The sequence below is a fragment of the Candidatus Paceibacterota bacterium genome (assembly GCA_035530615.1).
Lineage (GTDB): Bacteria > Actinomycetota > Actinomycetes > Nanopelagicales > Nanopelagicaceae > QYPT01.
Window position 1 is genome coordinate 537,341 of the sequence record DATKUL010000002.1, and the last position, 20,646, is coordinate 557,986.

General features: G+C 46.2%; 15 protein-coding genes and 1 pseudogene. 1 reads left to right on the forward strand and 15 read right to left on the reverse strand.

Annotation, left to right across the window (positions count from 1 at the left end; genetic code table 11):
* Nucleotides 1–15: 15 nt before the first annotated feature.
* A complete protein-coding gene (locus tag VMW30_05725; protein HUW87857.1) occupies nt 16–513 on the forward strand; it encodes a helix-turn-helix transcriptional regulator in 498 nt (165 codons plus the stop codon).
* Nucleotides 514–635: 122 nt separating this feature from the next.
* Here VMW30_05725 and VMW30_05730 read toward each other — a convergent pair whose 3' ends face one another.
* From VMW30_05730 to VMW30_05800, 15 genes and pseudogenes are all read right to left on the reverse strand, one after another.
* The gene (locus tag VMW30_05730; protein ID HUW87858.1) at nt 636–884 is read right to left on the reverse strand and encodes a hypothetical protein; all 249 of its coding nucleotides are present in this window, start codon (nt 882–884) and stop codon (nt 636–638) included.
* Nucleotides 885–941: 57 nt separating this feature from the next.
* On the reverse strand, nt 942–2,294 hold the full coding sequence (locus VMW30_05735) for a nucleotidyltransferase (GenBank protein HUW87859.1): 1,353 nt from the start codon (nt 2,292–2,294) through the stop codon (nt 942–944).
* Nucleotides 2,291–2,803, reverse strand: a complete 513-nt coding sequence (locus VMW30_05740) for a hypothetical protein (GenBank protein ID HUW87860.1) — start codon at nt 2,801–2,803, stop codon at nt 2,291–2,293. Before VMW30_05740 ends, VMW30_05735 begins: the two co-directional genes overlap by 4 nt.
* A gap of 100 nt (nt 2,804–2,903) precedes the next feature.
* Nucleotides 2,904–3,041: a YgjP-like metallopeptidase domain-containing protein gene (locus VMW30_05745; protein ID HUW87861.1), complete on the reverse strand. Its 138-nt coding sequence runs from the start codon at nt 3,039–3,041 to the stop codon at nt 2,904–2,906.
* A gap of 304 nt (nt 3,042–3,345) precedes the next feature.
* Entirely contained in the window at nt 3,346–4,416 is a 1,071-nt protein-coding gene (locus VMW30_05750) for an endonuclease NucS domain-containing protein (GenBank protein ID HUW87862.1), read from the reverse strand.
* 163 nt (nt 4,417–4,579) lie between these two features.
* On the reverse strand, nt 4,580–6,154 hold the full coding sequence (locus tag VMW30_05755) for a DUF2326 domain-containing protein (protein HUW87863.1): 1,575 nt from the start codon (nt 6,152–6,154) through the stop codon (nt 4,580–4,582).
* Nucleotides 6,155–6,290: 136 nt separating this feature from the next.
* A complete protein-coding gene (locus VMW30_05760) occupies nt 6,291–6,518 on the reverse strand; it encodes an ABC-three component system middle component 6 (GenBank protein HUW87864.1) in 228 nt (75 codons plus the stop codon).
* Nucleotides 6,519–6,521: 3 nt separating this feature from the next.
* Nucleotides 6,522–7,484 carry an ABC-three component system protein gene (locus VMW30_05765; protein ID HUW87865.1) on the reverse strand — a complete coding sequence of 321 codons (963 nt, stop codon included), beginning with the start codon at nt 7,482–7,484 and terminating at the stop codon, nt 6,522–6,524.
* 252 nt (nt 7,485–7,736) lie between these two features.
* Nucleotides 7,737–7,847, reverse strand: a pseudogene (locus VMW30_05770) (Replicase polyprotein 1ab).
* Between the two features lie 421 nt (nt 7,848–8,268).
* Nucleotides 8,269–8,511, reverse strand: a complete 243-nt coding sequence (locus VMW30_05775; GenBank protein HUW87866.1) for a hypothetical protein — start codon at nt 8,509–8,511, stop codon at nt 8,269–8,271.
* 9 nt (nt 8,512–8,520) lie between these two features.
* Nucleotides 8,521–11,850 (reverse strand): Swt1 family HEPN domain-containing protein, encoded by a 3,330-nt coding sequence (locus VMW30_05780; protein HUW87867.1) that lies wholly within the window; start codon nt 11,848–11,850, stop codon nt 8,521–8,523.
* The gene (locus VMW30_05785) at nt 11,850–14,534 is read right to left on the reverse strand and encodes a DUF1156 domain-containing protein (GenBank protein HUW87868.1); all 2,685 of its coding nucleotides are present in this window, start codon (nt 14,532–14,534) and stop codon (nt 11,850–11,852) included. The genes VMW30_05780 and VMW30_05785 overlap by 1 nt, the downstream gene beginning before the upstream one ends.
* Before the next feature lie 77 nt (nt 14,535–14,611).
* Nucleotides 14,612–18,169: a helicase-related protein gene (locus tag VMW30_05790; GenBank protein HUW87869.1), complete on the reverse strand. Its 3,558-nt coding sequence runs from the start codon at nt 18,167–18,169 to the stop codon at nt 14,612–14,614.
* Between the two features lie 423 nt (nt 18,170–18,592).
* Nucleotides 18,593–19,429: a hypothetical protein gene (locus tag VMW30_05795; protein HUW87870.1), complete on the reverse strand. Its 837-nt coding sequence runs from the start codon at nt 19,427–19,429 to the stop codon at nt 18,593–18,595.
* Nucleotides 19,430–19,543: 114 nt separating this feature from the next.
* Nucleotides 19,544–20,497 carry a hypothetical protein gene (locus tag VMW30_05800; protein HUW87871.1) on the reverse strand — a complete coding sequence of 318 codons (954 nt, stop codon included), beginning with the start codon at nt 20,495–20,497 and terminating at the stop codon, nt 19,544–19,546.
* Between the last annotated feature and the right edge of the window lie 149 nt (nt 20,498–20,646).

The window sequence follows — 20,646 nt, forward strand, 5'->3', positions numbered from 1 at the left end:
TTAGATGTTAATTCAATGAACACCAGCAGTTATCCGCAGGCTCTCATCTTCGCCATCCCTTGCAGTAACTTGGCATCGACCTGCCAGTCATTGGGCACGACGATAGTTTTCTTATCGACTGTGAAATTCTTTAATTCGGGAAAGCATGGGTTCAAGCACTTATCTTTTATCCAGGAGGGAGTCATCATGGCAAAGTCATATAAGGATTATTCGGAGCAGATGCGCTCTCGCCTCTCACCTGAGGGCAAGGCGGCACTTGAGGCATTTTCAAATTCATACGCACTTGGTTTGTCCTTGATTAATGCACGCCATGCCCACAAGATGACACAGAAGCAGTTGTCAGAAATGACCGGGATTAATCAGTCTGAAATCAGTAAAATCGAAACTGGTTCTTTATCCATCAGTACGGCAACTTTGTTTCGACTATTAAGTGCACTCGGTGCAACTGTGCGAATTGAACTCGTAGAGGTTCGTCCTAAAGCAAGGCGCAGACCTACACTCGTTGGTGCCTAGACATTGCAACTTTTCCATAAAATGGATTAGTCCCTATTATTCGAATTTTTACAGCAGGTATCTGGGAAACGATGAGGTAGAACTTGGGAACAGTGTGGTTATTGCGCTTCATTGGTGTCAGGTCACTCCTTCACTTGCTGATGTGACTGAATACCCTGACCCAGCTTCCTGATTTCGTCCACTAAGGGCTGTGCCGTAATCCGATAAATCTTGTCAGCCACACGATCCGCCTTGAGCGTGATCGCCTTCGCAACAGTTGCTGGGCTGAACAAGCCCGTAATAATGATGATTGCACTCACAAGGCCACTCAAAACTTTGTGTCGAATCGGAGCTCCGATGACCCTGGAGAGAAGTTCTGCAAACCACGGCATAGTACTGTTACCAATCCGAGAAAGCGCCACAGGGTGACATCGCTATTGTCGCCAAAACTAGAGCCCGAACCGGTGCGTATTGTTGTAGATATTCACCACAAACTTGTCGCTGGCGGCTACGACTCGGTTTGCTTTCACGAGGACGGCGCGGATCCAGTGAGCGCCCGTGTAATTGGTGTCCTCCCAATTCTCACGCGGATTCGCCGAGTCGCGGCCGTTGAGTTTCTTAGCCTTGAAGAAAGCTCCTCGAAGTCCGTTCCGTTCGCGGGCATGTCGTCCAGTATTGGCTACTTGCCACCATACTTCTACGTCATCCGGACCACGAGTCAGCGCCTCAAACTTGATCTTCCGACCGTGGAAAAGTGTGCCGCCGTTGTTTTCATACTTACTGAAGTGCGGGCTGCGTTTGCCCCGTGCAGTTGAAGCAACGAGATGCACGCCATAACGCTCGTCCAGATTCTCTGTCCACCCCCGCGTCGTGTATGTATGAGCATGGCTATCATCCGACACTCGAATTCCCAGCGCCTCAGTGGGGACGGTTGGAAAGTCCTCGCCCAGAATCTCTCGCCAGCAATCTGCCGCTTCGACCGGATCCGCCGTTGCGATGGCACGCTCAGACACATCGCGGCCCTCAGCTAGTTCTGCAACGAAATCTCGGAAACTCGCGTTGCTCCATCGAGCAGCCAGATTTTCGCTAGGAAGCACCGGATTGGGAATAACGGGCGCAGAACTAAGCGACGCTAGAGCGTCATGCATTGCTGCGAACGTTCCGTGTAGCCGCGCCGCATCATCAGTGTGAGTTGTCATGTATTGAGACGCGAGCACTTGAAGAACTATTGACTTGATCGAGTGGTGAACTGACTGTTGGTCGTCTCGCCATCGTTTGAGTGCCTTGACCGTCCGCTCGAAGTGGATTCCCTGAGCAGTGCACCACTCCGTGTATTCGGCCGGGGCCGTGGAATGCCAGCCCTCTCCCCTGCGAGGCGCTTCAAGCGGTGACGCTCCAGATACGGCGCGCCTCAGCGGCACAACATCTACATGAAACTTCCCGACTTCGTCTTCGGCGTACTCCAGCCTGACACAGGGTTTCTTGGACACGACCCGTGCGGCGTAACGACCGTCAGCTTTGAAACTCGCCTCTAGGCGATCCAAAGCAGCATCGGAAGATTCCTCAACGTCGGACATAGCGAACACGAGGTCGACGTCATACTCACCACCATCGAGTGGACGAATGGCGGTTCCGTTGGGATACGAGCCTTGGAGAAACACATCCGCATTACCAATGCTGAACTCTTTCACGAGGAACTCCATCAGCGTAGAAGATGCTCTTTCTATGCGATCAATTGCTAACGCTGGGAGCGATACCTGGCCAATGTATTGCTGGAAATGTTCGGACAAATCAACCGTCATGAGCGATTCTTCCGATTGCGATGCGCTAGTCCGATCTTTCGCCAGGGCCATGGTGACAAGTGCGCACGCACATCACGCAGAAACAACTCAATGTCTTCAGCGATGTTCACCTGATCCATTAACTCCGGCACCAATGAGTCGACCAATGGATCCGCCCAAGCCCGATCAATCGGTCCCCTTGTTGCTTCCTTGGCGGCAGCAATCAAGCGGGTAAAACTCCGTTCGACTAACTTAGACTCACTTCCAATTCGTCCCTGGTGGTAAGCCAAATCTTCCTGAAGCGTGTGGAATCGATCAGTTAGTTCCACGCCATGATCAACACCGCGTCGTCGCAATCGATGAGGCATCTCCGTCCAGGCAACGACAGTTCGTAGAGCGTCGCCGTAGGTGCTGCGTCGACGATTCTGCGACCCACCCATTTGGGTAGTGAATGCACCGATCAGCACTGCAGCGATAGTGGTTGTGGCGGCAATCCCGGCCGCCCACATCGAAGTCTCCGTTGCGTCCACTCGAACCCTCCCAGTTCTCACTTAGGTTACCCAAGAGGTTATAGGTAACCACTGACACTCACGTGCATCTACCATCACGTCACTCATTCGGACTTTTTCGTTATTTACCGACCTTTCCACGCTTCCGGTTTCGCCAGTCAGGTAAATGTGCATCCAGCAGTTGAATGAAGCGCTCCCGGTGATTGGGTTCAAACCAATGCCGTAGGTCATGAACGAGGGGATTTATAGGCCAAGAAATCGCCCGGTGTTACCCTTCGCTCGGTGTCGTTACCATTGCATAAGTTCTATCCAAAGAGTTACTACCTAAAGCCTCGAGAGAACATCTCGGGGTTCTAGTGTTTGCCGGGAATTTTTTATGCAACTCCTTATATCCGGTGAAAATCAACCAATGATTAATATGCCTCTTACAAAGCCATTGGACTTTGGCATTTGCACAGCCTTCCAGAAAAAGACCCGAGTTCAGTAAACCAAGCCCGGAATACGTCTGGCACGCCCAACTGTCCGAAGAAGGTTGGACAGATAAGAGATTTGTAACTTAGACATTAAGAAATACTAAAATGGATCTTTAATTTAGCAACAGTTGACCGCCATCGCGATGTAGTTGGCCTACAAACAGAATTTTGATTACCAAAAAATCCCAGTTCGTCATAGGCATCCTTAATATCGACAGTCTTGATCCAGTCGACTTTTACAAAGAACTCCTGGTTCTCTTCACTCATATCCTTGCTGTAGTTTGCGCCCTTAACAACATCGAGCACGTTGAACGATTTGTCAGACACTACAAGATTGAAATCAGAAGTGGATTGTGCCTTTGCCGCAACTATTCCGACTCCAACATAGCCCAATTTAGGTATACGAACCCATATTCGGTCACCAGGTGACAGCATATTTAGAGTCCTGCTATACCAAGCGCCACCTCCCGCGCAGATAAAACCATATTTTCGTGCGTCTTCCCAGGAGCGGGTTTCGCCTTCGCCCCAAGAGACATAAAACTCACCATTCCACGGTTCTTTATCGTTGTCGGCACCAGAGGTATTTATCTGAGTGATAGCAGGATCAACAAACCAGCGCCTTATCAAAAATTGATCATTTTCGCTGCTGAATACTTCAAAGAAAAGGGCATTTATCGCAAGATTTCGTTCACTCAAGTAACTGATGATCCGCTCAGTGCTTGAATCGAGCTCTGCTGCAATTACAACAATTTGATGGCTTTGATTCAAATTCTCTTCGAGTAAAACAGAGCGAAATCTATCTTTGAACGCGTCCGCAAGGTTCTCCCCTTTTTTATAGGTCGAAAATATTCTAGAAATCTCATCTGCTTCTAAAGTTTGCACCCAAGATGCATAATCGATGGCTTGCGCCACAACATCTCTAGGTGTTCTGTTGCGCTTCAATTCAATGATTACTAACGACCCATCAGGTGCAATTGCTAGAAGGTCAATTACGCCACCTTGGGCTGTACGAACCTGACGCCCAATAATTAGCCATTCCTCAGCCAAAATCGACGGGTCCGCTTCAATCATGTCTTCCAGAATCTTTTCATCCTCCAGCGAACTCTGAGTCAGGGCAATTGGCCTTTTTCCGACTTTCCAAATAGCGTGTTGAATTGGCACTCAAATCCCTTCGATTAAAGAGAATACTACGCTGGGTTATCGACAATCGGAAGGACATCATTTCATGGGTGCGCTTCTTATAAAACCGGAAAACGTAAGGCTTCTGGAGTTGGCTCTGGATCAGCTCATGGAATGGGCGAAGACAATCATTTGAGTTACCGGATCAAATTCGGAAAAGTTTGTCGGTCTGAGACAGTTTTACTGCAATGTATTCTTCATTATTCAATTCTGGGGGCAACTTATCTTTCAGAATTGAGGCTACAAATTGAATGTCATTTTTAATTGCAAAATCTGCGATCTTGACTAGTTGATGATCATCCATTAATTCCTTTTTATCGTTCAATAAAAAGTCAAGACACGAAATTTCTTCACCCCTCGCGAAAAGAATATAAGCAAGGTCAAAACAGGAAATCTCTCCTTGCTTCTTTCCAGAACTCATGTTTCGGTTTAACGCACTAAACTTGTAGACTTTATGGCCGGTCTTCTTGTTTATCTCAACCTTATATGTGACGCCATAATCCTCATCGTAAAGCTCCCTTGAAACCGAAGAAAAGTATTCATTAAACTTCATCAGTTGCAGGCTGATCGTCTTTTTAGCCTCATCCGAGAAAAGTAAATCATCAATTTGGGAAAGTTGTTCTTCATATTCCTTCAGGTTTCTTTCGACGTCATCCAGTTGCTTGATCAAGACTTCGTATTCGCCTTTCTTGGTATAGGCGCTGTTGAGTGCGCCAATCAAAGATTCAAGTTCGGAAAACGAGTCGGACTTGGCGATTAGTCCAACAAGTTCAGATTCACTGGCTAGGAGACGACTCAGTTCAAGACTCAATGAGCGAAGTTCTTCATCCAATTCTGGTAGATCTTTGGTTAAAAACGCGACCTTTTCATCAATCATCGAATTGTGAAACGTCACGAGATCATCAAAAGATTTTTGGATACCGCTAACTTGCTTCGTGGCTTGCCGATAAAGGTTGGATAGATGATCGAGACTTCCAAGAAATTTCCCAGAACTCACCTCATCTCGTGCCTCTTCTAGCAATTGTCTTCTAATTGATAACGTTGAAATATTGGCACTCGTTCGACTTATCGTATGCCGAACCTGATTCAGGTGAGCAAGATCTGCTTCAAAGTTCACGTTTACGTTAAGAAGAGACTTAGCTTTCTGAAGTTCCTCAATTCGTGATTCTAAGATCGCCAAATGCATTTGAAAGTCGGTCTTATTCTGTCGTTGTCCTAGGCGAGTTTCGAAAGTCCTCTCAACCTTTATTCGTTCCAAAATGCTCTGCCGAGACTTTCCGTCATTGAAGTTACAGTTAAAAAGAAATAGATGTAATGTTTCATACTCCGTGTCTTTGGCAAATTTATCCAAAGTTCTAAGGGTGCGATTTACGCTTTCGTCCTTATATCGAATGCTGTGGGAAATGATCTGTCTGAAGGTCGGTTTCTCTGATGTGTGTTCGGGAATCAACAGTTCCATTAAACGCAGTTCTAGTTCATCATCTGTCAGCGGCTCTTGATTAACTTTCTGTATCTTCTTTTTGTAGGTTAGGAAATTCTTCTCGACAGATACCTCAGGAGAATCAGTTACGTCCAGGTCTTCCTTAAGGATTAGAGTGATGAGGACTTCATTATTGACAAGGAATTCCTTTACCAATTCATAAACTTCTTTAGGGTTTTCTGGGTCTGCATAAATACTTTTTGCAGACCCACCGAGGCAGAAATCAATGAGCGCCAACACGGTTGTCTTCCCAACATTGTTACCGGTTGTCTTGTCGTCATCGTCATACCCAGGAGTTTCATCGACGATCAAATTTAGGCCTTTAGAGAACTGTATGTGACGAATGATCTCGGTCCTACTCGAGATAGTGAGTGACTTAAGAAACAATTGATATTCTCCCGTCAATCTCCATTTTCACTACATCCAAAAGAAAGAGCCAATCGAGTGCCAGCACGAAGGCTGGAAAAGTCAGTCCTTGCGACGTCCTCATTTCAATGTAGAGGTCGGAAATATTCTGGCTGGGTAAGCGATACATTTCCTCAAGGACAAGTGAACCAATGTAATAAATCGAATTCTCGGGTCGAAGGTTATCTGGAAGCAACATGTGTTATTTCACCGGTGGCTTAAAGATCTTGCATCTAATGAAAGCGTCCACAATCACAATACTGACACATTGATGAAGTTCTTCCAGAGAAATTTCCTTGAAATTGGGGCTGTGTCGGACTATGAGCTTAATGTTTTCAATTATCAACTCAAAGAGCTCGTCCCCTTGATGAGTTACGCTGTTTCTCGCGTATTCAGATCTAACGGATGCGATGATGGAATTACTCTTATTCACTGCCATCTTGTCAAACTCGGAATAGATTCTATCCAGTCGACTGCCGTGAATCTTATAATCCTCTATTGCATACTGGGAAGTCACGAGTTTGTTTTCGTTGATCTTTTTCTCAATTTTAAAGGGATCAACGGTGAGTGGCGCGTTGATTTCCTCGTGGGAAGATTCGGCAAGAATATTCACTACATGAGTGAGATTTGAGTCGAGGTCTTTAATTTTGACTGAGTGACCCAATTCTTTTTGAATTAATTCCTCAATTTGGACAAGTCTATCTATGCTTAGTGGTCGAATTTCGCGGAGTAGAGCTGCGAGATCATAAATATCGACTTTGGGGTCGAATTGAATGTTGTGCGGGTTTTTATATTCTTTCCCACGCAACCATGAAGCATCATCGACAAGTGCTACGAACTTAAAAGCATGGTCGGCTCTAGCTTTAATTGACTGTTTGGAGAGGGCGGATTCCACCTTATCCTTGGTTGCAGTTGCGGAGACTTGAACGAGTATCTTTGTGGGAGGCTTTGAGACAAGGTCAAAGCCTGAGATATTTTGGCTCTTAAGATTCGCATCTTCCAAATTCCAGCCGAATAACATGTTGAGGAAATGTAAGTAGAAGACTTCGCAACTGTTATTTAGGGTTAGTACATTCAATTTGCCGCTGGCTTTTACGGCAACAACCAGCGTACTGAGGCGCTCTGTAATGTGTATGAATGGAGCTACTCTATTAATGGCCATCATCCGAGAGGATAACATCGTCTCCCGCCCTGACGGCCATTTTGAAGTTCAGAGCTTGCCGATTCCCCTTTGAGCTCTTGGCTTTTTCGCTGACTCCGAAGGGAAGCGTGGGCATTCCGGCACTGGCGGAATGAAGCGACATGAAATGGCGTCCATGGGGATTTGTGAGGGAAATATCCATCGGATTGGAATGTTGCCAGTCTTAAACTGGGCGCCAAGACTTGAATAGAAGGAAGAACTTTAGGAAACTTAAGCGCGCTCTTCCGCATCAGTTGTCACGTCAACGTCGAGTGCCCTGCCCTTGCTAAACCATTCACGAACCTCCTCGCGCCGACCTGCAACATCTAGTGCGTCAGCGAATGCATAATGAAATGTTCCAGTACTTGGTGCTGATCCACAATCGACAACGATGCCATTCCAAGTTGGGGTACCTCACTCCGATTGAAAATGAAAGACTTCATACCGAAAGCAAACAAACTGCCTAAAGTTCAGTAAACGAAGTTCGGAAAACGTAGGGCACGCCACCGTGTCCGGAAAACGTAGGGCAGGACGTCATGACGCGAGACATACATCTGCAACCATTCTTTATGATCTAGGAACTGACATTGAAGTCATTCGTTGACTTTTGGGCGATTCCTCTGTCGAGTTCACGGCAAAAACCAACGTGCATCATTCCGCCCGTCAACTACGAGGCATAGAGCCGATCTAATTCAGGAAATGATAACAAATTCCAATTCTGGAAATGCTGGCTGGCTCCGAAGGATCTGGCGTCAAGCCTTGAATGATATTACCGCTTAAAGACTTTAACCGGCTGACCATCTCCGGGGATTGATGTTCCCCAGAACCGCAATTCTGTTAAAGCAGCTCCTTCAAATTCCTCATCTTTTATACAGTTCCAAAGGTGCATAGCTAACCAAGCGCCTTGCTCATTCGGATCAATATGTTTCGGTCTTCCACTTTCACTGCTCAGCAAAAGAGGGATTTCGATAAATACGGAAGCCGCAGTGACTTCCAGGTTGCTCTCTGACATAACTTGCTCCTATTCGTTTTCGAATGACGACTGATTGAACTTCAGCGAACGAGCATTCTCCAGAATCACACGAATTTTATCTGCAGGGAAACCTTCGGAAACTTCCGCGTGAATCTCAATTGTGATCTCAAGACTGATCCCATCAATAGAACTAATGTGTTGCAAAATTTCTTGACTTAATCTATTCAAGTCTCGACTGTAACGCTCCGGATCAACTTTATAAACGCCAAAGAATCTAGTACTCAACTTTGGTGAAACCGGCGTTGGTGCTCCACCTGTGACAACTGGTGGCTTGCCAACAACTTCTGGAGTTTCTGACGTTTGAACGTCTGGCTTTACCGTTACCTGATTTCGGGCTATCTCTGGTTTAACAATCAATGTCGCATCGGTAATAGCGCCAAAAAATACATTGGCCCCTGGCCGGGTTAGTCCCAAATAATTCCCTGTTGCACTTTCAAATCCCTCTGCCAGCGCGAACCCCTCGTCATCAAACATAATCATGGTGAGAACTTCAGAAATTGCATCAGCTAACACTTTGCGATTCTTCATTCTCGTTAAATAAGGATATGAACAGTAGAAAGCCCACAATTGACCAACATTCAAATGACCAGATTCCCATGCCTTGCTCAGTTTGGAATCTAGGTCCATGCGAATCATTCGAGGGGACGCGATATCAGTAAATAAGCCGGCTCGAACCAACTTTTCAGAAGTGCGCGCCGCTAAAGAGGTTTCTTGACCTTCTGCCTTTTCTACCGTCCATTCAATTGGCCTACTTGGATCTGGTTGCTCCGGCACAATCGCCCAGATATACGTTTGCGCGATTCGAGAAGTAACCCCTTCATGGGCTTGGTCTCGACGGGTTGTGGCTTGCTTTGCCTGTTGCGGAGAAAGGTTCATTTCCTCAATTCTGCTTGCAATATTTTGCCAAGCCAGCAGATCTCTCACAGCTTCCATCAATTCTTCAAGTCGCTTTGTATCAGGTGCCAGGTATACCATCATATTCTTGTTAATCCTCTGCGCAGAGCCGCGCTTCTCCAACGATTCTTGTGCAAACTTCATTGCTAGCGAATCCTGGGCATTCTTTGAGTGAGAATGTGAAGGATGGAGAATGACCAGACGCGCCGAGTCCTCATCTGGGATGTCTGCCGAAGTATCAGGTGCAATATGTACTCCTGAGAAAGCACCACGATTGCGATTTTCATTTGTTCGCAATCTAGAAACAATTTCCAGCCAGACCTCTTCAGGCTTGTCGCGAAGACGGTCTGCATAGTCGGCTGCCGTTCTAGTCACTGACGCCTGTGTGTCAAACCAATATCGATGCCCATCCGCATAGAGGTAGGTTGCTCGCTGGGAAAGTAGATCCAGCGCAGACCCAAAATTCCCAATAGTGTCACCAGGAATCGCAACACCCAACCAGATACGTGGTTTCTCAGCCCCTACATGGCTGCTTTTAAGAGTCGGCGCGGCACCAACAAAAATCGTACGAGCTAATCTGCGAGTTATCGCACGCTGTCCAAATAACGGTCTCTCTGAATCGATTTGCGCAGGAGTCGATCTCGGACCATCTATATCAGCATCAATGATGGGCTTCCAAGAGTCTGGCAAATACTGACTGATTTGAGTTAAAACATTTGGATCATCAAGGGGCAATGATCCTGGCATTATGAGTGGGCCGGCATCCTGCAACTCCCATAGAGTATGAACAACTGCACTCATGAGTTGCAAAACTCCTCGGGTTCGTTGGAAGCGATCTAAGGTTGACCAATCTTCGTAGAGGCGATCAAATAACTCTGGATGGATTGGATAGGCCGCACGGATTCTTGCCTCGTACGAAATGTCCGAACATTCTCTTGGGAATTCACCTACGTGTTGCGAGTAAAAGTTCACGAATTGACGCGCCACAGCAGAAATGTCTGACAAAGCAGCAGCATCTGGTTCAACAAACAGTCGTCTCCTTACAATTTCAAATGACTCTTGAGCGCTCGCGGGTCTCCATTGATCTGCAACTCGACGAACTACATTCTGCAATCTCTGTAGAGCTTCTTGACCATTTGGGCCGCCAACTTCCAGCGCACTACCACCCGACTGACCATCTTTATCCGGATCATGGGACGCTGGAATAGAAATGACAAGCATTGCACCAGGAACCGTCTTAACCACCTCTGTTAAGGATTGTGCAAATGTAAATTGAGTATCGAACGTTCCTCCAGGAAGATCTTCACGCTCCCAAAGCTGACGAGCATAAGCAACCCACTCATCAATCAGAATCAAGCATGGTGAATAGGCGGTAATTAACTTTCTCAACCCTTCGCCGGGATTTGTGCGACTTGAATCAGCTTCTGCGACAAAATCAAACGCTTTTTTGCCACCTAACTGCCAGGCAAGCTCTCCCCAAATTGTGTTTACCTTTATTCCATCAGGCTTAACTAATGGTGCTCCAGGAGACAAATGAATTCCAACTAACGCTACACGGTTGACTTTCTTTGGTAGTGGACGATTTGCAACAACATCTTGCACCTCTTGAGTCAGCGACGAAGTTGGTGCCCCTCCGAATAAATGCCATAACGCAAGCATTGAGTGGGTCTTACCACCACCGAAGTTAGTCTGAAGGTTAATAATTGGCGATGCATTTTCATCACCAGATATCCGCCGGATGCCTCTATCTAAGAGTTCTCTTAGTCCTTCGGTTAGATAGGTGCGCCTGAAGAATTCAATCGGCTCTACATATTCACTTGATCCCTCATTCTGTGAAACCATGTATAGGTCAGCAGCAAACTCGCTCGCGGAATAGTTTCCGGTTGCTACATCCTCATGTGGGCGAAGTACTTCACGCCATGATTTCAGCCCAGTGCCTGCAACGCTTATTCCGTTACCAGGATTCAAAATTGCCTTCTTGGTCTCTGATTCAAATACTAACCGTTGATGATCCTGGCGCATCTGCCTAATTGTCTCCGCTTCCGTGGGGGCACCTGCTGCGGTTAACAATCTTTCCATTGTGTCGAGAATTCGATAAGTGTCATCATTATCAAATTTTTTACTATGTGCCCAGCTATTTCTGACTTCGCGTAGCTCTGAAGCTAAAGATTGTTGAGCACGGCTCAAGACCTTGCCAAACACACGCCATTCTTCCGTGATTACTTTTAACTGTACTGCAGGATCTTCCTTCTCGTAAATCTTCTTAACGCCATTTTTCGTTTCGTCACGCTTCTCAATCACTTCAATCCAATCAATTCCAACGCCTTCTGAGGCTGATGTCATTTGTCGATCTACAAAGTCTACAAGCCCAGCGGAAAGTACATCGAAGCCTCTACTTACACGATCACGATTACTTATTGCCATTAGCTATCCCATTCATTATCTGAGTTTGTACTAAAATCAAAAGTATTCTGCTGCGAAGTAACCTTCGGTGTTTTCAAAATGCTGGTTGAAAGATCCGACCATGAAGAGCCGAGAGAATTGAACAGCATTGCAGTATCAACCCATCCCTTCTTCTCAGAAATGCTAAAGATTAGATAAGTCAATTCCTTTACGGACTCCATGTCCACTCGTGAATTTGAATCCCTGCTCAATTCGGCCGCTTTATCTGCTCCCTCGGACTGCAGTGCATAAGCTATACGGACGGCAACTTCCCAAATGGATATAGATTTATCGATGTCAGGATTCCATTTCTTTGACATTTCTTCGGGACGTAATAGTCGTGCTTTTCCTGCTGCTGCCCTAAAGATTCCCCCTCGTTCTAGAGTGGTAATCGAAGTATTTATTGCGCGCGATAAATCAATTGCAACGCTAGACGCGGATTCATTCCAACCAAATTGTTCAAACCACTTGATGCAAAAACGGGTTTCTGAGTCAAAATCACCCTCCTGATCGCTGAGTACCTCAGCCAAAACTTGGTTAATAATTGCCAGTGCAACACGGACGGACATGTCGGCACCATCTGCCTCAATTATTTTCGAATACTTGGAAAATATTGCCATGCCAGGACCAATTGCTGCTTGCGCCAAATCAACCGGTGCTACATTCGAATCTTGTAAATTTTTGAGGGCTATGGGCAATCTTTCCTTTAACTCATTTACAAAAGCTCGACGCATTATCGAAGAAGCAGCTGTAGACCTTACTCGGCAAGCAAGGACGATTGATGAAGCAAGGGCATTTGAGTCATTGTCTCTAGGTCGGCCGGTCCTTTCTGTGCGGACTGGCCACGTGGCTGTAATTTGCCAACCGCTCTTTATCATACCTTCTAGCAATGCTTCCCAGCCAGTCGAAGCGGTGCCGATACTGTCTGTTTGTTGTTGCTTAAAAGCATAGAACACCGTTATCGGAATATCCTTGCGAACTTGGCCGTGCATACTTTGAAAAACCGATTTAAATCCTTCTTCGAAGAATGAGTTAGCAGCATCCGCGTTTGCATGTCTTGCAGGGTCTGCTATTAGTTCTTCACTTTTAGGAGTCAAAACAGTATTAAATTCGGGCCATAGATTTGTCGGCAAACTTTTTCTTAGCCAGATATAAAAAAAATCTGACAAATCAGCGTAACCCACATTGTCGTAATACGGCGGATCTGTTGATACAACATAATTTTGATAGTTACGAGATGAAGCATCAGCTTGCTCTGCATGTCCGTGCATGGCTGGTAAACGTTCCACAACACGAGCTACCCACTCGGAACTTGAACTTAAGCTTGCCGGACCATCGCGGAAAGGATTCGATTCCGCAAAGTCCCAGACCATACTCAGGCTTTGCATTTTGAAAACATTATTGACTGTTTCCATGCTTGGCGCTGGGTTCCAAGTGTTCAAATTACTGAGTGAACCTGCGGTGCGGCTAACAGCAAGCGAAAGATAAGTAATTACGATGTCGGCATACTCTTCAGCACGCGTCTTATTTAAACCCATTTTGATAGCGTCTTTATTTATTGCTTTCTTTGAAGCAACAACATTCTTAGAATATGTTAAAAGTGTCATTGTTTGCCTTGGTGTAAACAAATCAGCGTGCTTAGTTAGGCCGTAGGCAAATACTCGAAAACCCAAAGCGTCTTTAGGTATTGGTGTGTCAAGAAAATCTTCCGGGATAGTAATTTTCTCGGGCACCAAAACTTCAAAACTAGATTTGTACACACGCTGTCTTTCACCTTCAACAACAAGCGCCATTGGTGTAATCCCCAGTTTTCCTTTAACGCCAGCTTCCCTTATATGTGTTAGTGGGATTGCAGTGCCACATTTGATACAGCGTCCACCAGTTCTACTTACTGTAGGTTTTTCCTGTGGACCGGCTGCACCTGTTGTTACCTGGAATTCAATACTATTATCTTTGATTACAGGTTCTAACCAAGATCGTCTCTGTGGTTTTTGACTCAACCAAAAATTTCTAATCAACGGAGCAGAAATTCCGCATGAGGGATTTGGACAAATTACGGTTCTAGCCCATAACCATGCCACGACTGGATTGGTTCCGTCATTCTTTTCACCAACCTCAGGATAATATTTTCGCAATTCTTCTAGACTGGATTGCCAAATATCTTTTGCGTAGCGTTTTATGTCTTCGGCTAGACCTGTCGCACGTGGCCAACTTGAAGATTCAATTGCAGAAGCTTCTGGATGAACTGGTGGGCTTCCATGAAATCGATTCGGTAGGTCAAGGAGACATCTGTTAATCATGACGGGAATCGGATTTAGGTCAGAACCAGTGGAATTTAGCCCCAACCTCTGAGCTTCTAGCGGAATAGAGCCTCCGCCAGCAAAAGGATCTAAGAAATTAATGTCCTCCAGTGTGCCCACAGAATCTTCAATTGCTTCTCTCATTTCATTCAATAAGCTCACATCATCGCAGTCTTCCCAAACGACTGATCTATTTATCAATTCAAATAGGCGATTTCTTTCTAGACTTTGACTTAATTCCGTAGGAAATTTGTCGGGATTTGATGAAGGATCATCTACTAATTGTGCAAAAAGCACAGCTCGACAGGCGGCTAGAGGACGCCTTGCCCACCACATATGAAGAGTTGATGGATGCCCATGACGAATTCATTTCTCTCTGGCCGATTCGCGGTTGATCGCTTCCAATGGAAGCGCAACTTCAATAAGTTTTTTTCTGTATTCACTCACCTAGGTACGCCGCCAATCTTCCACTTAGGGTTCCAATCTATAACAAAGCGTGTAACGCTAAACTCTTCCGTACCCACTAAATCAAAAGGTCGTTCTAGATATCTAATTTCATCAAAAGCTGGCCCTTTTTGGCTGACTCGGACCATAGCTAGCCGATAATTGTCTTCAAGATTCTTTGCCGTTAATACTTCACGACGAGTGACTTGAAAATCGCTAGCACCTTCAATTCTCCCCTTTACTTCAATCTTTATTACTGTGCCATCGGGTGCCACGGATCTAATATCAAAGCCGGGATTATTGTGTGGCATTTCTTCTGGAGTTCTTCCAATTGAACGTTCTGCTGCCATGGCAGCTGCGACCGCACGACGATCCACTTCTGCTGTTTCTTTGGCATAGCTAGATACGGGGCCAGTTCTTTCACCATTAAGTCGATCGACAAATCCTTGCGGAAGTACCATCGCGATTCCAACAAGCGCAGGTGGATGAGTAACAATCTTTGAATCAGAATCCAGTTCAGCTAGGCGAATTTCTAGGCGTCTCTCTAGATCGCGTGCGCGACGTTGAGCGGTTTCTGGCTTAATTTTTAGCGCTTTACCAGCAGCTTCTTGATCAATTAATTCAGCGTGGCGCGTATCCCAATAGTTAATTTCACTAATTAAACGCTTGCGAACTTGTTCTCTAGACCTTTGTGTGGCTGGAATTACCTGTGCGGTAATTTCTTTTTGATGTTCCAGTAGAGAATTTTCAATGGCCCAATTCACGGCCAACGTTTCCATATTCTTTAAATCCCATGACGTAACTTGTGAAGAGCGGGCCTTCTTATAGACATCTTCCGAGGCTGGTGAATAATCAAGATATGGGGCTTGACCCACTCCAAATACTTCCCCCGCAGACGTTAGTTCTACGAAATCAAATCTCTTAGAGATAGTTCTTGGCGGTGTATTTCCATCACTAATGCTCTGTGTCATTGCGACAAGAAGTCTTGGAGTTTCACCTTGATCTTCAGCATCAATCAATACTGCGCCGTGTTTAAGAGTTGATGAATTTTGTTCAATCGATAGATCAACAACCGCATCCAAAAGTGGGTGTCCTGGCGCAACTAGGTCTGCCTTAGCATTACCAGTGACGTTTACGAGCTTTCTCTCAAAAGTTATACGTTCGTACTTACTCAGAACCGGAGCGCCAGTTCCTATTTGTCTGTCTCTATCTCGGACAGCACTTGGAACATGGGTTATTTCCCATTTACCTGCTTCGCGAGCTGCAGCGCGACCACCTAATCTGCTAAACGCACTCAAGAAGAAGGATTGAATGTAGTGGGGCTGGAGTCGCCGTGCCTGTAAATCTTCAATGCGACGCTTGATCTCATCAATATCGCTAAGAGCCAGAATCTTTGTGTGTAATGCCCGTTCGGCAATTAGGACATCGAGGCCCTCACCGACTCTGGAGTCAATTACTTCATTGAGGCGTTCTCTAGTCGAAGGTTTGTCCCCATATCTGATTGCCTCTATAAGAAGTTTACGAAGTGGCTCTTCTGCAAAAGCCTCACCTAAAACATCAAAAACCTTACCTTTATAAGCAATCCGCTGTTCTTCTATTTTTTGTAGTAGACGCTGGAACACTTCGCCCTCCCGAGTGTTCGCAGCGACGAGATTCCACAGATGGCAAACTTCCTTTTGACCAATACGGTGAATACGGCCAAATCTTTGCTCAATTCGGTTTGGGTTCCAAGGAAGGTCATAATTCACCATCAAATGAGCACGCTGAAGGTTGAGGCCTTCACCCGCTGCATCTGTCGCAACCAATACACGTACGTCTTTATCTTGAGTAAAGAGATTCTGAACTTTTCTACGATCTTCGCGGCCAACTCCACCATGAATTGCGACAACCGCTTCATCACGGCCAATTAGCGTCCTTATTTGTTCTATTAAGTAAACCATGGTGTCTTTGTGCTCAGTAAAGATGATGATCTTTCTTAAGTTGCCGCTCTCATCCTTGGTTAAGGAGTTATCGCTCAGAATGGTCCGAAGTTCTGTCCACTTTTTATCAGTTCCCGAAAAGCGCACACGTCGAGCAAGTTCAGCCAGGTTTTCAAGAAGCTTGATTTCAGTCTCAAGTTCAGCCACAGTTTGAGCAGCCGTAGCTGCGTCGACAACATTCTCTTCTATATCTTCAATCTCGGATTCTGGAATATCATCAATATCCTCTAAATCATCGTCTGAAATATCGCGATCTAAAAGCGCTCGCAGATGCTTCTCAAGTGAGGAGTCTCGCACGGATGCATTCGCAATTTGGGTCATTTCAATGCGTCGAGCTTCTAAACGATCCCGACGCCTTTGCAAGCTTTTCCAAATTGCCTCAGGACTTGACGCTAAGCGCCTTTGGAGAACAGTCAGAGCGAAGCCAACAGTATTTCCACGCCTGCCGTCCCCTGCGGCCTTGAGTCTGTCTGCACGATTCATTTCATCTCGCACATACTCAGATACCGCTTCATAAAGCGCTTGTTCTTGGTCCGAGAGTGCGTAAGGCACCGTGTATGCCCGGCGTTCAGGGAAAAGAGGTGTTCCTTCCATTGTGAGAAGCTCTTCTTTGACCATGCGACGCATCAAGTCGTCAATCTCAATGCTGTGAACACCATCTCGGTATTTACCCTCGAAGCGGTCACCATCCAGAAGTGCGAGGAAAAGTTGGAAATTTTCTTGGTTTCCGGCATGCGGTGTTGCGGTCATCAGTAATAAGTGACGACATATTTTGCCAAGCATGAGGCCAAGTTGATAACGCTTGGTTGTTTTTAACTCTTGTCCAAAGTAATGAGCGGACATGCGGTGTGCTTCATCAACAACAATTAGGTCCCAATCACTTCGCTCTAAGCGTGCTTGAAGTACTTCATCGCGGGAGAGCATGTCCATACGAGCAATCATGAGAGGATGGTCGGTAAAGACATCTCCATGAATATCTGAATCGATCATCGAGCGCGTGAGGATTTCAAACTTTAGGCCGAATTTTTCGAAAAGTTCATCCTGCCATTGTTCTGCTAACCCTCCCGGTGAGACGACCATGCAACGAGCTAGGTCGCCTCGAAGAATGAGTTCTTTGATGTAAAGGCCAGCCATAATTGTCTTTCCAGCGCCGGGATCATCGGCAAGCAAGAAGCGCAAAGGGGTCCTTGCTAGGAGTTCTCCATAGACGGCCGTTATCTGGTGAGGAAGGGCGTCAAGATCTGAAGTTGTAATTGCAAGCATTGGGTCAAAGAGAGCGGCGTAGTGAATACGCAAAGCTTCTGCCCCGATACGCCAAGATTCTGGATCGCCGTCAAACGCTGGTCCATTTCCCGTGGAAGCGACCCTTAGAGATCCCTCTTTATCTCTTCCCACCACGATTTGCCCGGTATCACCGTGGTCATCCTTGTAGGTAAGGGTTATGAAATTAACTCCATGCCATTCCACCTGAACAACCGAGACGGGTGTTGCACCGACGAGGCCGCTAACCTCAATCCCAGGAACGAGGTCCTCAAGGCGGATAGTTGAGGTATCCCCAACTGGGGTCTGATCAGCCACTTCTTCCCCACCCCCGATAGTCCTCCAGTACTTGTGCTAAAACTACCTGGAGTCACCGACATTGGGAAACGTTTGAGAAAAAGTGACCGCTCGGGTCTAGAAGCAAAGATATCTTAGAGAAGGACCGACTACCTCGCTTGCCATCTGACTCGGCATTGATCGTTCTTGCTTGGGCCCTCATTAGATCTCGTTCTTCTTAACTTTTACTTAGCCAGAGGGATGTAAAACCGGATTTTCCACTATTACGAGTGTAGAAGGCATCTTGAATAGAGTCACTCCTCCTGAAATGGGATATGCCTTGTGAGGTACTAGAGGCTCTTTTGACGAATGAACATTTAGCCTGCACAAAGTTGACCGGACAGGATCCAAATTAGTTATAAAGATGGAAGTTGGACGTACTCTGCATGTCATTTTCGATGTTTATTATCTGACTTCTCGCTCATGGTTCCTTCTTTGAAGAGCAAACTTGATGATGTTGAAGTACATATGGAACAGAAAGTCAAGCAAGTCCCTGTCGTCGGTTATTTCCGTTTTCCCGACTTCATGATGTCGAATTGTGGATGTATTCGAAATAGCTGTTGCTATTCCCAGAATCGCATTCAATGGTTCAGAAAGATCAAATTCTCCTTCCATCAAATCTAATAAATCAGAAATAGCTTGCTTCTTATTGCTCTGGCCTTGGTCGGATTTAATTCGCTCATAAGCATCCGCCAGGCTTCGAACACCCTTCCACTTATCGTCAATTCTGGTAGACCGGTAGTCAAGAATCGCCATGGTTATGAGTTTCTTTAGGTGTTCATCTCCCCCGAATTTAAGATCTTCAATAAGTCGGGCATCCAAAATCGAACTACCCAATACGCGAACTCTGCCGTACTCCATTGAGTACCCCGGTGCCATTTTTCTAAACAAAATGTTGACCGCGACTGTGTAATCGTAACGGCCAGCAGTGACATCGAATTCAGTCGGATGGCTTTCGCCGCAAAATGGGTGACTCCAAGATTTAATGGGCCTTGAAACTATTAGATAAATTCCTTCGATGTAGTCGGTCAAATCGGCCTCTGTATATTCCAACTTTAAGTCCAATGGCCATCCAGTCAATCCAGTTCGGGCCGTAAGAGCCTGATTCATCCCTTGGGGATCCCAATAGAATGGATGGCCATCGGGACAGAGTTCAGGGGCAACCTGCGTGAAGTACTGACCCTGCGCCATTTCTTCCAAGGTCGCCAAATACGCGTTCAGGAATCGAGCTTCTAGTGCCATGAATCTAATGATAGAAGCGGTTGCACTAACTAGGGCTTGAATTGTTCCAGGTTGAAGACGTATTCCCAGTGCCCAGTTTCATCCCTCCGGGCGCAGACGGAAGCCTGTAGAGGGTTAATGCAAATCGTCTTCTTCGATGGACGTGGAAGTGACGACGTAATCCTGCCAGTTCGTGCCGACAAGGTGCTCGACATTCTCCATAAGCGAATTCATCTGCGTGACAAGCCCATCACGACTTCTACCGCCATCCCAGTAAAACTGTATATTGGCAATTTGCTGAGCCATTTCCATCAGGGCCCGAATATCTCGACCGAGTGCAGAAGTCGGATTGTTGAGAACCACAGCCACATCGCCATTCAGTCTTGCTAGGTACTGATAGATACCCTGTGCGAGATCTTTTGCTGCATCTCCATTGAAGGGATCCCCTCTCGTTTCCCACTGAGATTTCCACATCACACTATCGCGCAATAACTGAATACGAAGCGGCTCAAGCGCAAAAAAAATAGTTTCTTGCATCTCTTGGCTGCTTGCGGTTTGCGGTTCTGCGACTACCGCATTCTCGATCTCCAGTCCTTGAACTAATCGAACTAAATCGGCTTCCACATGTCTACGTAGATCATCGATATCTGAATAGGATCCGAGGAAGCCTTCGACTTGCATTCGCGCTCGCAATTCATTGCGCCTTTGAAGTTGTTCTGTATCTATATCCGCGATATTCACTTGTGACTCGGAGAAATAGACAATCGCAGGTCGGCCCGTCGCAATGAATCTTTCAATCTCTTCGCTGGTGCCTGAATCTGAGGAGGCGGTTGGCGTCCCCATTCTGTGGCCGAAACATGCAATAAGAACGTCGGACGGATCAACAATTTGAGAGTTGAGAATTGTTTGAGGGGGCGCACCCATCTCTGGGCGAGAGTGAGTCGTCCACCGGATTGGAAGTAAGACTATTCCTTGCCGTTCCGCATGAAGAGAGTTCCAACGATGAATTGTGGCTTCAATTGCTTCGCACTCCCTCTCGACGTCTGACGGAGACGCGATCAGGACCTTTATCGCGATGGCAGGAAACACGTTGCCAAGCCTGGCACGGGGACTCGAAGGAGTCATCATGCGAACGGCGTTTTGTCAGATTAAATCGAAGTAACGGAAAGAATCTCGACAATGGATCGTTTCGATCCGGATTTGAGAAACGATCACCAATGGCAGGAATTTCGAAAAAT

Excerpts from the sequence above, each read along its gene's own strand:
- VMW30_05725 (HUW87857.1), top strand. The coding sequence starts at position 16 with ATGAACACCAGCAGTTATCCGCAGGCTCTCATCTTCGCCATCCCTTGC.
- VMW30_05730 (HUW87858.1), bottom strand. The coding sequence starts at position 884 with ATGCCGTGGTTTGCAGAACTTCTCTCCAGGGTCATCGGAGCTCCGATT.
- VMW30_05735 (HUW87859.1), bottom strand. The coding sequence starts at position 2,294 with ATGACGGTTGATTTGTCCGAACATTTCCAGCAATACATTGGCCAGGTA.
- VMW30_05760 (HUW87864.1), bottom strand. The coding sequence starts at position 6,518 with ATGTTGCTTCCAGATAACCTTCGACCCGAGAATTCGATTTATTACATT.
- VMW30_05765 (HUW87865.1), bottom strand. The coding sequence starts at position 7,484 with ATGATGGCCATTAATAGAGTAGCTCCATTCATACACATTACAGAGCGC.
- VMW30_05775 (HUW87866.1), bottom strand. The coding sequence starts at position 8,511 with ATGTCAGAGAGCAACCTGGAAGTCACTGCGGCTTCCGTATTTATCGAA.
- VMW30_05780 (HUW87867.1), bottom strand. The coding sequence starts at position 11,850 with ATGGCAATAAGTAATCGTGATCGTGTAAGTAGAGGCTTCGATGTACTT.
- VMW30_05795 (HUW87870.1), bottom strand. The coding sequence starts at position 19,429 with ATGGCACTAGAAGCTCGATTCCTGAACGCGTATTTGGCGACCTTGGAA.